This is a genomic window from Streptomyces sp. NPDC003032 (assembly GCF_053591415.1).
Genome location: NZ_JBSFTT010000006.1, coordinates 179807 through 192646, shown reverse-complemented (window position 1 = coordinate 192646; position 12840 = coordinate 179807). Strand labels below are relative to the sequence as shown.

The following is a 12840-nucleotide window of genomic DNA, read 5'->3' as shown; positions in this document are numbered from 1 at the left end:
GTCCAACGGGACCCGATCTTTGTCCATGGACCCCGCTGCCCGCCAGAGGTGATCGTGGGCGATCGGCAGGTGAGCGGGAGGACACGATGGACGGGTTCAGGGTCGGCGAGGACGATTTCGAGGTGGGCGGGCGGCCGGTGCGGCTGCTGTCGGGCGCGCTGCACTACTTCCGGGTGCACGAGGAGCAGTGGGGGCACCGTCTGGCGATGCTGCGGGCGATGGGGCTCAACTGTGTGGAGACGTACGTCCCGTGGAATGTGCACGAGCCGCGTCCGGGTGTGTTCCGTGACGTGTCGGCGCTCGGCCGTTTCCTGGACGCGGCGCGGGAGGCGGGCCTGTGGGCGATCGTCCGCCCCGGCCCCTACATCTGTGCGGAGTGGGAGAACGGCGGGCTGCCGCACTGGCTGACGGGTGCGCTGGGGGCGCGTGTGCGGACGCGTGACGGGGAGTATCTGGCGCATGTGGAGCGCTGGTTCCGCCGTCTGCTGCGGGAGGTCGTGCCGCGCCAGCACGTTGGCGCGGACGGCGGTCCGGACAGTGGTCCGGGCGGCGGCCCGGTGATCATGGTGCAGGTCGAGAACGAGTACGGCAGTTACGGCTCGGACCAGGTGTATCTGCGCCGCCTCGCCGACCTGCTGCGCGCCGAAGGCGTACGGGTGCCGCTGTTCACGTCGGACGGGCCCGAGGACCACATGCTGACCGGCGGTTCGATCCCCGGTGTCCTGGCGACGGCGAACTTCGGCTCGGGGGCGCGGTCCGGCTTCGGGACGTTGCGCGCGCACCGGCCGAAGGGGCCGCTGATGTGCATGGAGTTCTGGTGCGGCTGGTTCGACCACTGGGGCGCGGACCATGTCGTACGGGATGCCGACGACGCCGCGGCGGCGCTCCGCGAGATCCTGGAGTGCGGGGCTTCGGTGAACGTCTACATGGCGCACGGTGGCACGAACTTCGCGGGCTGGGCGGGTGCCAACCGGGGTGGTGGCGCGCTGCACGACGGTCCGCTGGAGCCGGACGTCACGTCGTACGACTACGACGCTCCGATCGACGAGTCCGGCCGCCCCACGGCGAAGTTCTGGCGCTTCCGGGAGGTCCTGGCGGAGTACGCGTCGGGGCCCCTGCCCGAGCCGCCCCCGCCCCTCCCGGTCCTCGGCGCCCCCGCGTCGGCGTCCCTCATGGACTGGTCGCCGCTGGACACGGTCCTGGAGCACCTCGGCACCCCGGAAGCGGAACATGCCGTACCGCCCACCTTCGAAGAACTCGACGTGGACCGGGGCCTGGTGCGCTACACCGTCACGGTGCCGGGCCCGCGCGAGCCGTACCCGCTGGGCGTGCGGGGTCTGCGCGATCTGGCGGTCGTGTACGTGGACGGGGAGCGGGCCGGTGTCCTGACCGAGGAGGAACCCGTCCTGGAGACGCCCGTGGCCGGGCACGCGCGCGTGGAGCTGTGGGTGGAGTCGCTGGGCCGGGTCAACTACGGGCCGCGCACGGGCGAGCCCAAGGGGATCACGGGAGGGATCCTGCATGAGCGGCAGTACCTGCACGGGGTGCGGGCGCGGGCCCTGCGGCTCGACGCGTTCGACGCGGCGGACGCGGTGCGCGGCGTCCCCGCCGCCGGTGCGGGGCGGGGACGCCCGGGTCTGTACCGCGGCGCGCTGTACGTCCAGGGGGCGGGCGACGCCCGTCTGGAGCTGCCCGGCTGGACGCGCGGGTTCGTGTGGGTGAACGGCTTCAACCTGGGCCGCTACTGGTCGGTGGGCCCGCAGACGTCGCTGTACGTTCCCGGCCCCGTCCTGCGGGAGGGCGCGAACGAGGTGTGGGTGCTGGAGCTGGAGGGGGCGGAGAGGGCAAAGGTCGCACTGTCCTGAGGCCGCCCCCCGCCACCTCGGGGGCCGCTCAGATCTCGGTCACCTCGAACGCGTCGAGGACGAACTCCGCCGTGCCGTCGCCGCCGGTCTTGCGCAGACCGACCCAGGCCTCCCCCTCGGCGGGCGCCGTGAACTCGTAGGTGAGAGTGGTGGGCTCCGTGGCCACGGGGAGGTCCTTGCGGTCCGTCTCGCGGGGCCCGGGGGCGTCGACGGCGGTGATCCAGGCGTACTGGCCGGCCTTCTCGTTCTCGTAGCGGAAGGAGACGCGGTAGCGCCCGCCCGCGGTGAAGCGGACGGTGTGCGGCACGGTGCGGTAGACGAGGCCGGTGTTCTCGCCGCGCGACTTCAGGGAGTTGGTGCCGTCGATGACGTCGTCGACCGCCTTGCCGTTCCAGCCGCGCTGCGTGTACGGGGCGTGGCGCTGGGCGATGTGGGTGCGCGGGTCGGTGGCCCCGCCCGCGTCGCCCTTCACGAAGGGGCCCCAGCCCTGCGGGACGTGCTCGAAGTCCTCGTGGACGAGGGTGGAGCGGGGCCGCTTCACCGTCACGGGGTGGGCGGCGACGACGCGTACGTTGTCGAAGCGCACGCGCGCGTGGCCCGCTTCGGCACGCAGGGTCAGCTCGGCGGTGCCGCCGCCCTCGGGGACGGTGAAGTAGGTGAACATGCGCTGGAAGCGGGTGCCGTGCTTGCGGTCGGCGGCGACGTGGTTGACCGCGGTGGATGTCTCGGTGAAGTTGGCCGCGGTGACCCCGTCGGCGGTCCGCACCTCCAGGGAGGCCCTGCGCCGCTCCCCCGCCTTCTCGCCGACCTCGACCTGCACGGACGCGGCGTACGTACCGGCCTTGAGGCGGGCGAGCCGCTGCCCGACGGATGCCGCGCCGCCCGCGGCGATGACCAGCTCCGGGTCGCCGAGAGCGCTGAGCTTCACAGTGGCGGGCCCGCTGGCCTTCCACCCCTTGAGGGTGCCGGAGTGGAAGCCGGGGTCGTGCAGCGGAGTGCCCTGCCCCCACTTCGGGTCGGGGAGGGCGGCGGCACGCTCGCGGTAGAGGACGTAGGGCTGCTTCGGCTCGGCCTCGATGGTGACTTCTCCGCCCGCTACGGAGACGTACGACTCGAAGACGCGCCCCTGGTCGGTGAGCCGGTACAGGGCGACACGGGAGCGCCGCGCCCACGCGCGTGGGAGCCGCCAACTGCTGCTGCCGCCGGACGGGTTGTAGTGGTACAGCTTGGCGGGATCGGTGGCCTTGCGGGGCTCCCAGGGGAGCAGGTAGCGGCCGTCTTCGTAGACGACGTGTCCGTCGGTGGTGATGCGCCGCTTGCCTCCGGAGGCGTCGGAGACGGCCGTCCTCGTGGGGCCGAAGAAGGTGATCTCGTGCTCGTCCCACGTCTTGACGGGGTACGCCTGGAGGTACTTGGCGGGCAGCGAGTGCGTCCAGATCAGTTCGTAGAAGGCGTGCCAGTCCGTCTTGCCGACCCAGCCCTCGAAGTTGCCCATGCGGGCGATGCCGAGGAGCGTGGGCCACTTGTCGGCGAAGACGTCCTTCTGGTGGTTGCGGACGAAGCGGATCAGGCGCGAGTTGATGCCCCGCGAGGTGTCGCCGCCGTAGTCGGGCTCGGTGGCCCAGTGCGACCAGACGGCGGAGCGTTCGAAGCCGTGGCCCCACTCGGTGGTGACGGTCCAGCCCTGTTCGCGCAGCGCCCGCTGGAGGCGGTCGGAGGTCCAGCCGGACTCGCGGAACACGTCGATGTAGAGGGCGTTCAGGCCGGGGTCGGTCTGGGCGCGCAGATCGGCGAAGCGCTTGACGATGTCCCCGGAGACCAGGTCGCGGCGCTGGTCGATGCGGTAGCTCTGGTCGAGCCAGTCCCACTGCTCGTTGGTCTTGTCGACGAGCTTCTCGGAGAAGGCGTTGGCGACGGGGTAGGACTCGGTGGCGTTGACGTGCACGCTGAAGTCGCTGTTCCACTTCTTGCCCTCGTGGACGAGGGTGTTGAGGTCCGTCAGGCCGCCCGCGCGGGTGTTGTAGTTGTCCGCGTAGTCGGGGTGGGCGGAGTCGTGGCCCTCGGACTGGTAGCCCTTGAGGAGCGTGTACTGGCGCAGTCCGTCGGTGGCCAGGTGGATTCGCTTGACGTTGTCGAGGGTGGCCAGGAACGGGTTGGTGGCCTGCGAGGCGAAGTTGAACGGGATGTGCGGGACGACCCGCAGATGCTGCTCGTCGGCGCCGAGCGGGTCGACCATGATGTCGCGCAGCGCGATGGCGGCGTCCTGCCAGTCGACCTTGCCGTCACCGTTGCGGTCGCCGGTGATGACGACGGTGGCGTACGGGAGGGGCTCGGTGGCGCCGACGGGCGCGGTCGCGGCGCGGTGGGTCCACTGCCCGGGAGTCAACCGGGCCTCTACGTAGTCGGCGTTCTCGGTGGGTCGCACCGTCTCGCGCCACAGGCGGCCGTTCTCCCAGGTGGTGCCGGCGGCGGAGGTGGGCTTGTCGTAGACGGTGTTCGTCTCGATCGCCCCGCCGAGCCTGTCGTGCGCGACGACGGCGTACGCGCATCCGACGGGCGCCTCGGCGGGTGTGTCCTTGCCCGGCCGGACCAGGGTGTCGCCGCTCTTGGCCTTGTCGAGCTGCACCTTGGCGGCGAGGAGGGCGGCGCCGGGCTGGTCGTCGCGCACGGACAGCAGGGCGAGGCCGGGAATCCGCAGGGTGCCGACCCGCAGCGCGTCGGTGTCCGCGATCTTCGTGACGCGCCAGTGGACCTGGTGTCCCTCGACGGTGATCTCGACATCGATGCGGGTGCCGCCGTGGAAGGCGAGTACGTACGAGATGCGGGACCGGCCCGCCGACGCGGTGACCGTCGGTGTGTGCTCGGCCTCGTCGATGAGGACGGTGGTGACGGCGTCCGAGCGGCCGTGCAGGACGGCGCCGCTCGCGCGGTCGGTGTACGAGACGACGCGCGGGAAGTCGCCGGCGACGCGTACGTCCAGGTGGCGCGAGCGCAGGACCACCTCGGTGGGCGGCGGCTCGGCGGGGCCTGCCTCGGCGTACGCGCCGGAGCCCTGGGCGTACGCGCTGGAGCCCATTCCGAGGGCGGCGCCCACCCCGGCGATCGCACCGGTGGCGATGACGGCTCTGCGGCTCGGCCCGGACGTGTCTGACGGCAGCATGCGGCACCCCTCCATGGGGACGGAATTGGTGCCGATCACGATGCGCCGGGCGGGACGGACGCGCCTATGGACAAAGGAGGGACAGGTCTTGGACTTACCTGCGGAAGCGGAGCCGCAGTGGCTGCGGAAGCGGAGCCGGATGCGGGGCGCCCGCGGTGACCGCGGGCGCCCCTCACCGATGCGGCGGGGGACGTCAGAGTCCCGCCGCCGCCCTCTCTATGTCCGCGGCGAACGTCGACACCTCGGTGTAGACGCCGGGGAACTTCGGCCGCGCGCAGCCGTTGCCCCAGCTGACGATGCCGACCTGGATGTACGCGCCCGCCTCGTCCTTACGGAACATGGGGCCGCCCGAGTCGCCCTGGCAGGTGTCGATGCCGCCCTGGGCGAGGTTGCCGGCGCAGATCTCCTCGCCGGGCGTGAGGTCGCCGCCGTACGCGGCCTTGCAGTCGGCGTCGCTGACGAACGGGACGGTCGCCTTGAGGAGGTAGCGCTGCTGGGCGCCGCCTTCCCTGTTGGCGCCCCAGCCCGCGACGGTGAAGTCGCCCTTGTTGTACTTGGTGTCCTTGGCGATCTTCAGCGTGGGCAGGTCGATCGGCTTCGCCAGTTTGATGAGCGCCCAGTCCTTGCCCTTGCCGTTGTAGCCGGGGGCCTGGAGGACCTTGGTGGACTTCACCTTGATCGCGGAGGGGCTCCTCAGGTCCACGACGCCGGCGGTGGCGGTGATGCTCGTGTTGTTGCCGGAGCCGTCCACACAGTGGGCGGCGGTCAGCACGATGTCCTTGGCGTACAGAGCGCCGCCGCAGCCCATCGACAGACGGACCATGAACGGGAACTCGCCCTGCTTGGCGGGCGTGCCGCCGACGACACGCTCGCTGGGCTCCGGGCCCGGGTGAGGTGCCGCGGACGCGGCGACGGGCTGAAGGCTGATGGTGGCGAGCGCGATCGCACCGAGGGTGGCGGCTCTCTTCACTCCACGCGGCTTGGTCTTCAACTGACTTCCCTTCGCGGGGTGTTTGTGGGGGGTGGTACGACGCCCGGATGGCATGAGCCCGCCAAAGCGTTGCTGCGGATTATGGAGATCGGTGTCCGCTCAGGACAAGGGGCGGTTTCCGGCCAAGGCGTGTCGCGCGGTCCACTGCCCGCCGCCGCCAACGCCCGTACAGTGGGGTTGAGTCGGGCGTCTCGGTGGGTCTTGATGCGGCTTGCTTGGGCCTGCTTGGGCTTGCTCGGCTTGCTGGTCTCGCGGTGGGTGACGTCAGGGGGTGTGGGCGTGACGGTCGGCGGCGGTCCTGTCGTGCACGGCTACCCCCATCTGGAGACCGTGCGCGCCGCCGTCACCGCGCTCTACAAGCGCCTTTCGTACGACACGGTCCACACCTTCGACACCAGCGTCGCCCCCGTCGACGTGGCCTTCGGCGACCAGGACGACCTGTACCTCGGCGTGCAGCGGGTGGCCCGCGAAATGGTGCGGCACCTGCGTCTGCCCGACGCCCGCGTGATCGTCAGCTTCCGCGAGATGGACCACGCCGCGTACGTCGAACTCGCCGCGGGGCCCGAGTACTTCATCGAACTCAACGACCGTTTCCGCACGCACCGGCGGGACATCGGCGCGGCGCTCGCCCACGAGGTCATGCACGTGTATCTGCACCGGCTCGACCTGTCCTTCCCCGGCACCCGGGACAACGAGATCCTCACCGACACCGCCGCCGCGTACCTGGGCGCGGGCTGGCTGCTCCTGGACGCCTACCGCGAGGACGGCGCCTCCTCGCAGAAGCTCGGCTACCTCACGCCGGAGGAGTTCGGATACGTCCTCGCCAAGCGGGCGCTGGCGTTCGGCGAGGCGCCGGAGACGTGGTTCACCAGCGCGCAGGCGTACACGGCGTACACCAAGGGGCTCGCCCAGGCCCGCCGCGACGAGCAGCAGCCGCCGCTGGCGGCGGCCGGGTGGGCGGGGAAGCGGCGGTACGCGAAGGACCGGCGGTACGCGAAGGAGCGGCAGTACGCCCGGGAGCGCGGGGCGGGGCTCCCGGGCGGGGCGTACTCGTTCTCGTCCGACGGGCTCGGCGCGCTGCGGGTGACGTTCGCCTGCCCTACGTGCTTCCAGCGGATCCGCGTGCCGGCGCGGGGGCGGGTGCGGGCGCGGTGCACGCTGTGCTGGACGGTGCTGGAGTGTGACGCCTAGCGCTCTCGGGTGTCCGACCAGTGCCCGGGGCGGATGAGGGAGTCGGACAGCCGGGTGCCGTCGTCGCCCCTGGCCGCGTTCACCTGCGACTGCGTGAGGAAGAGCGCGCCGGTGAGGTCGGCGCCCCGCAGGTCCGCGTCGCGCAGGTCCGCGCCGATCAGATCGGCCGTCCGCAGGTCCGCGTCGCGCAGGTCGGCGCCTATGAGATAGGCGCCCCGCAGATTGGCTCCCTTCAGGTCGGCGCCCTTGAGCCGTGCGCCGATGAGGTCCGCCCCTCGGCGGTCCTTCTTCTTGCCGCCGCCCTTGCGTACGAGTTCACTGGTGCGCAGGAGGAGGGTGTTGACGTCCTGGCGGTGGGCGGCCACGTCGGTGTCCTTGACCGCCTCGGGGCTGCCCTGCGCGAACTGTTCGGTCTTGGCGAGGGCCTTGCGGAGGTCGGCGCGGATCGGCTTGGTCTGCGGAAGTGTGAGCGCCTCCGTCAGGTACCAGAGCAGCTCGTGGAGTTGCCGCATGATCGGGAACACCTCGAACATCTGCCGCGCGGCGGCCGGGTCCTCGCGCCAGTCGCGGCCGCGGAAGGTGTCCTGGGAGACGTGCTGGCCCGCGCCGAAGCAGTCGTACACGGTGCAGCCACGGAAGCCGTTGTCGCGCAGGTCGCGGTGGATGCCGCAGCGGAAGTCCGCCTGGAGGTTGGTGCAGGGCTTCCCGGCGTCCTTGTCGACGGCGAAGTCCGAGGACGCGGAGAAGGCGAGGGCCACGCAGCAGAGCCCGAAGCAGCTGCCGCAGTCGGCGCGCAGGGCGGCGTGGCCGTCTTCGAGCAGGTTCAACACGACGGGTTCACGCTCCGACATTGGGCGGGCTCTCCTTCTTGGTCGCGACGGGGCGGGCATCGCCCCTGGCCTCGGCTGACGCTACGCGCTCGCCGTTGTGGGGGCGGGGCGGGCGTTGCCCCTTGGCCCCGGCTGACGCTGTGCCCGGCCGTTGTGGGCACGGGGCGGGCGTCACCCCTTGGCCCCGGCTGGCGCCACGCGCCCGCCGTTGTGGGCACGGGGCGGGCATCGCCCCTTGGCTCGGCCCGTGCTGCGCCTCGCCGTTTCGGGCGCGGGGCGGGTATTGCCCCTTGGCCCCGGCTCGTGCTGCGCCTCGCCGTTGTGGGGCGGGGCCGCGGCGGTATGTCCGTCCTCGCCATCTTGGCGTGGGCGCCTTGCTGCTGGCACCGGAGCGTTACCACTGTGCTCCGGGCGGACATACCGCCACGTCCCCTCGGGTCGCGACGGCGGCTGCGGCCCGTCGCCGGTTGCGCCCCCCCCGGCTCCTACCCACACATGTCCGATGCGGGGCAAACGGGTGGGTGGGAGACCCCCCGCCGCGGAGCGGCGGGAGAGGCCCCACGGCGGGGGGCCGGGACAGATGCTCAGGCACAGCGCCCAGCGTTACGCTGCGCGGCGGCCGCCCTGCGCTCCGTTACCGGGACGTCCCCGGCGCCCGCGTGCGCCGCCGGCCGCGGGCTGGCCGCCGGCCTGGCCCTGGCGAGGGGCCCTGCGCTGGCCCTGGCCGGAACCGGAACCGGTACCGGCGCCGGAGGCGGAGGCGGAGGCGCCGCCACGGGGGCGGCGACGCCGCTGGGAAGAGGCCTGCGCGGGCTGCTGCGGCACAGGCGTCTCGATGACCACCGGCACCCCCGAGGGCTCCCGCGCCCCGGTGATCCGGACGAGCTCCTCGTCGGAGGAGGTGATCCGCGCCGTACGCGGGCTGATCTCCGCGTCGGACATCAGCCGCGTCATGTCCCGCTTCTCCTCGGGCAGTACGAGCGTGACGACGCTGCCCGACTCACCGGCCCGCGCGGTACGCCCGCCGCGGTGGAGGTAGTCCTTGTGGTCGGCGGGCGGGTCGATGTTCACGACGAGGTCGAGGTCGTCGACGTGGATGCCGCGCGCCGCCACGTTGGTGGCGACCAGCGCGGTGACCTGCCCGGTCTTGAACTGGTCGAGCGTACGGTTGCGCTGCGGCTGCGAGCGGCCGCCGTGCAGGCCGGAGGCCCGTACACCGTTGGCCAGGAGCCGCTTGGTGAAGCGGTCCACGGCACGCTTGGTGTCCAGGAACATGATCACGCGGCCCTCGCGGGCGGCGATCCGCATGGCGACGGCCTTCTTGTCCGTCTCGTCGGCGACGTAGAGGACGTGGTGCTCCATCGTGGTGACCGCGCCCGCGGACGGGTCGACGGAGTGCACGACGGGGTCGGTGAGGAACATCCGGACGAGCCGGTCGATGTTCTTGTCCAGCGTCGCCGAGAACAGCATGGTCTGGCCACCCTGCTCGACCTGCTTGAGCAGCGCCGTGACCTGCGGCATGAAGCCCATGTCGGCCATCTGGTCGGCCTCGTCGAGGACGGTCGTACGCACCCGCGAGAGGTCGCAGTCGCCGCGCTCGATCAGGTCCTTGAGGCGGCCGGGGGTCGCGACCAGGACCTCGGCGCCGCGGCGGAGCGTGCCGGACTGCTTGGTGATCGACATGCCGCCGACGACCGTGGCCATGCGGAGGTTCACCGACGTCGCGTAGGGCGTGAGGGCGTCCGTCACCTGCTGGGCCAGCTCGCGCGTGGGGACGAGGACCATGGCGAGCGGGGACTTCGACTCGGCGCGCTGTCCGGCCGTGCGGGCCAGCAGGGCGAGGCCGAAGGCGAGGGTCTTGCCGGAGCCGGTGCGTCCGCGGCCGAGGATGTCGCGGCCCGCGAGGGAGTTGGGAAGGGTGGCGGCCTGGATCGGGAAGGGCTCGGTGACGCCCTGGGCGGCCAGCGTCTTCAGGAGGGCCTCGGGCATGTCCAGGTCGCCGAAGGCCTCGACGGCGGGCAGCGCGGGCGTGACGCTCTCGGGCAGGGCGAACTCCCCGCCCTGCGCCGGCTTCGGCTTACGGCTTCCGGGCTTCTTCGCGGAGTTCGCGGAGCCCTTCGCCTGGCCGATCGGCCTGCCCTTTCCGGCTGCGTTCGCGGGCCGCTTGCGGGCGGGTCGTGCCGGTCGTTCGGAGCGGTTCATGCAGTAATGCCTTCCTGGTCGCTGGACTTTCCGGACCTCTGAGCCTCTGTGCGGCTCTGGGCCCGGTAGGGCCCGATGACAGCGCAAGCCGAGGCCCGCACCTTCCGGTGCGGGCCTCGGCTGTGAGGTTCGCGCGCTGCGACGATCAGGCAGGAACGATGTTCTCGGCCTGCAGGCCCTTCTGGCCCTGGGTCACGTCGAAGGAAACCTTCTGGCCCTCGAGGAGCTCACGGAAGCCCGAGGACGCGATGTTCGAGTAGTGGGCGAAGACGTCGGGGCCGCCGCCGTCCTGCTCGATGAAGCCGAAGCCCTTTTCTGCGTTGAACCACTTAACGGTGCCGGTTGCCATGTCAATCTCCTCAACAGGGGCAGAGTATGGAAAGCCACGGAATTGTGGTTCTCCAGCGCCGCAATGACCCCATCCGGAGAGAACCGGAAAAACAATAATGCGCCCTCGGAGCACTCCCGTCAGGCGCGCATAAAGTTCATGGGTACCAAAACTGCAACACATAACTTTAACACGGCTGGCGGAGTGGATGTTCCCCGGGCCGGGAGACCTGCACCACCTGGCCCAGGAGACGTACGCCCCCGTGCCCCTTCCTCCCTCGCGGGGACCTCGCTACCTTCTCCCGAACAATCGCTTGGTTGGTTCTGGTACCGCTCCGCTACCGATCGGAAGGCGGCCCCCCGATGCGCGTCTCACGCACCCGTACGGCAGCCGGACTCGCGATCTCCTCCCTCGTGATCGGCGCGCTGCCCGCGTGGGCGGCCCACGCCGAACCCGTCGCGCCCGGCGTCCCCCGGCACGCCTCGCACCAGTCGGCGGCGTACGGCACCGGCCGCCACATCCCGCTCCAGGGCGCCGTGAACGTACGGGACGTCGGCGGCCACCGCACCTACGACGGGGAGCGGGTCCGCCGCGGCCAGGTCTTCCGCGCCGACGCCCTCAGCAAGCTCACCGACGCCGACCTGGCCACGCTCTCCGGGCTCGGCCTGAAGAAGGCCGTCGACTTCAGGGTGCCCGCCGAGGTCCAGTACGACGGCCCTGACCGGCTGCCCGCCGGGGTCACCCCGGTCTCGCGGCCCGTCACCGACAACGGCCTGTTCACGCGGCTCATCACCGCGATCGGCTCCAGGGACCCGGTCAAGCAGGAGGAGATGCTCGGCGACGGCAGGGCGGCCGCCTTCATGCGGGACGTCTACCGCACCTTCGTCACCGACGCCGCCAACCGCGCGCAGTTCGCGACCACCCTGCGTGACATCGCGGACAGCGGCTCGCCACTCCTCTACCACTGCACCGCGGGCAAGGACCGCACCGGCTGGACGACGTATCTGCTGCTGCGGCTGCTCGGCGTACCGGACAGGACGGCCGTCGACGACTATCTGGCCTCCAACACCTACCGCTCGGCCCACGACGCGAAGCTCCGCGAGGCACTCAAGCAGAGCGGCATGATGCAGAACCCGGACCTGATCATTCCGCTTCAGGAGGTACGGACCGACTATCTCGGCACGGCCCTGGACGAGGCGACCGAGCGGTACGGCGGCCTGGGGGGCTATCTGACCGAGGGGCTCGGCCTGGACGCGCGTACCCTCCTGAAACTGCGCCACCGCATGGTCGGCTGAGCGGCGTACGCGCCTTGCGCGGGGGTGCCTCGGGGCGCTCGGCCCGTGGCACGGCCCGCCCCGGCAGCCGCCCTTGCGTCGCGGCGAGCACGGCGCCCGCCAGCAGGACCGACGCGCCCACCGCCTGCACGGCGCCGAAGGACTCCCCGAGGAACAGCGTGCCGCACACGGTGTTGACGACCGGCACCGCGAACATCATCAGGGACGCCGACGCGGGCCCCACGGCGGCCACCCCGCGGTAGTAGAGGAGGTTGGCGACGGCGGCCGCGCCCAGCGCCAGGTAGCCGACGTTCAGCCAGAGGTCCGGCGGGAGTTCGCCCCAGCGCACCTCACCGAGGTCGGGCACGGCGACCACGCCGAGGAGCAGGGCGCCCGCGCAGGTCGCGTACGTCGTGGCGCGCAGCGGGTCGACTCCCGCGAGCACCCGTGGCCCGGCCAGCGTGTAGGCGGCCCAGCACACCGCGCTGAGCAGGAACAGGGCGTCGCCCGCGAGCCGTGAGGCACCGCTTCCGGCGCTGCCGCCCGCCCCCAGGAAGAAGATCACCGCCCCTGCGAGGCCGAGTCCGAGTCCGGCGATGCGCGCGCCCGACGCCCGTTCGCGGCCCGTGACCACCAGGAAGAAGCTGGTGAGGACCGGGGTCATGACGGGTATGAGGATGCCCGCGTCGAGGGAGGGCGCGAGGGAGAGCCCCCAGAAGAACGCGCCGTTGTAGGCGAAGACGCCGAGGACACCGGCCAGAGCGGCGCGTCCCACCGCGCGCGGCGCCGGCCCGGTCCGGCGGTCGCCGAGGAGCGCCACGGCCACCAGCAGCACCAGCGCGGCGCCGCCGAAGCGGAGCAGCGCGGCCACCGTATGCGGCAGGTGCGCCACCACCGACTTGGAGCTGGAGAAGGCGCTTCCCCACAGCACCATCGTGATCGTGAGCAGGAGGTACGGGCTGCTCAGGCCCTTGTGCGTCGACATGGCGGCGACTCTGC

8 protein-coding genes and 1 pseudogene are annotated in these 12840 nt (G+C 71.8%); 3 read left to right on the top strand and 6 right to left on the bottom strand.

The window, feature by feature from the left end; genetic code table 11:
- Positions 1 to 86 precede the first annotated feature (86 nt).
- Positions 87 to 1865, top strand: coding sequence for a glycoside hydrolase family 35 protein (locus ACWDZ7_RS11140; RefSeq protein WP_451796401.1), 1779 nt, complete (start codon positions 87 to 89; stop codon positions 1863 to 1865).
- A gap of 28 nt (positions 1866 to 1893) precedes the next feature.
- On the opposite strand, the gene ACWDZ7_RS11135 is transcribed toward ACWDZ7_RS11140, so the two are convergent.
- Both ACWDZ7_RS11135 and ACWDZ7_RS11130 read right to left on the bottom strand, forming a co-directional pair.
- The gene (locus tag ACWDZ7_RS11135) at positions 1894 to 5025 is read right to left on the bottom strand and encodes an endo-alpha-N-acetylgalactosaminidase family protein (protein WP_451796400.1); all 3132 of its coding nucleotides are present in this window, start codon (positions 5023 to 5025) and stop codon (positions 1894 to 1896) included.
- 193 nt (positions 5026 to 5218) lie between these two features.
- A complete protein-coding gene (locus ACWDZ7_RS11130; protein WP_451796399.1) occupies positions 5219 to 6070 on the bottom strand; it encodes a S1 family peptidase in 852 nt (283 codons plus the stop codon).
- A gap of 225 nt (positions 6071 to 6295) precedes the next feature.
- On the opposite strand from ACWDZ7_RS11130, the gene ACWDZ7_RS11125 reads away from it, so the two are divergent.
- Positions 6296 to 7207, top strand: a complete 912-nt coding sequence (locus tag ACWDZ7_RS11125) for a hypothetical protein (protein WP_451796398.1) — start codon at positions 6296 to 6298, stop codon at positions 7205 to 7207.
- On the opposite strand, the gene ACWDZ7_RS11120 is transcribed toward ACWDZ7_RS11125, so the two are convergent.
- The 3 genes from ACWDZ7_RS11120 to ACWDZ7_RS11110 form a co-directional block, all read right to left on the bottom strand.
- Positions 7204 to 8058, bottom strand: a complete 855-nt coding sequence (locus ACWDZ7_RS11120; RefSeq protein ID WP_451796397.1) for a pentapeptide repeat-containing protein — start codon at positions 8056 to 8058, stop codon at positions 7204 to 7206. The genes ACWDZ7_RS11125 and ACWDZ7_RS11120 overlap by 4 nt on opposite strands.
- 582 nt (positions 8059 to 8640) lie before the next feature.
- Entirely contained in the window at positions 8641 to 10239 is a 1599-nt protein-coding gene (locus ACWDZ7_RS11115; protein WP_451796396.1) for a DEAD/DEAH box helicase, read from the bottom strand.
- A 145-nt stretch (positions 10240 to 10384) separates the two neighbouring features.
- A complete protein-coding gene (locus tag ACWDZ7_RS11110; RefSeq protein ID WP_160504463.1) occupies positions 10385 to 10588 on the bottom strand; it encodes a cold-shock protein in 204 nt (67 codons plus the stop codon).
- A 341-nt stretch (positions 10589 to 10929) separates the two neighbouring features.
- On the opposite strand from ACWDZ7_RS11110, the gene ACWDZ7_RS11105 reads away from it, so the two are divergent.
- Entirely contained in the window at positions 10930 to 11862 is a 933-nt protein-coding gene (locus tag ACWDZ7_RS11105; protein WP_451796395.1) for a tyrosine-protein phosphatase, read from the top strand.
- A 94-nt stretch (positions 11863 to 11956) separates the two neighbouring features.
- Here the strand turns inward: ACWDZ7_RS11105 and ACWDZ7_RS11100 are convergent.
- Positions 11957 to 12826 (bottom strand): annotated as a pseudogene (locus ACWDZ7_RS11100) (DMT family transporter); the annotation flags it as partial.
- Positions 12827 to 12840 lie beyond the last annotated feature (14 nt).

Excerpts from the sequence above, each read along its gene's own strand:
- ACWDZ7_RS11140 (WP_451796401.1), top strand. The coding sequence starts at position 87 with ATGGACGGGTTCAGGGTCGGCGAGGACGATTTCGAGGTGGGCGGGCGG.
- ACWDZ7_RS11130 (WP_451796399.1), bottom strand. The coding sequence starts at position 6,070 with ATGCCATCCGGGCGTCGTACCACCCCCCACAAACACCCCGCGAAGGGA.
- ACWDZ7_RS11105 (WP_451796395.1), top strand. The coding sequence starts at position 10,930 with ATGCGCGTCTCACGCACCCGTACGGCAGCCGGACTCGCGATCTCCTCC.
- ACWDZ7_RS11110 (WP_160504463.1), bottom strand. The coding sequence starts at position 10,588 with ATGGCAACCGGCACCGTTAAGTGGTTCAACGCAGAAAAGGGCTTCGGC.
- ACWDZ7_RS11135 (WP_451796400.1), bottom strand. The coding sequence starts at position 5,025 with ATGCTGCCGTCAGACACGTCCGGGCCGAGCCGCAGAGCCGTCATCGCC.
- ACWDZ7_RS11115 (WP_451796396.1), bottom strand. The coding sequence starts at position 10,239 with ATGAACCGCTCCGAACGACCGGCACGACCCGCCCGCAAGCGGCCCGCG.
- ACWDZ7_RS11120 (WP_451796397.1), bottom strand. The coding sequence starts at position 8,058 with ATGTCGGAGCGTGAACCCGTCGTGTTGAACCTGCTCGAAGACGGCCAC.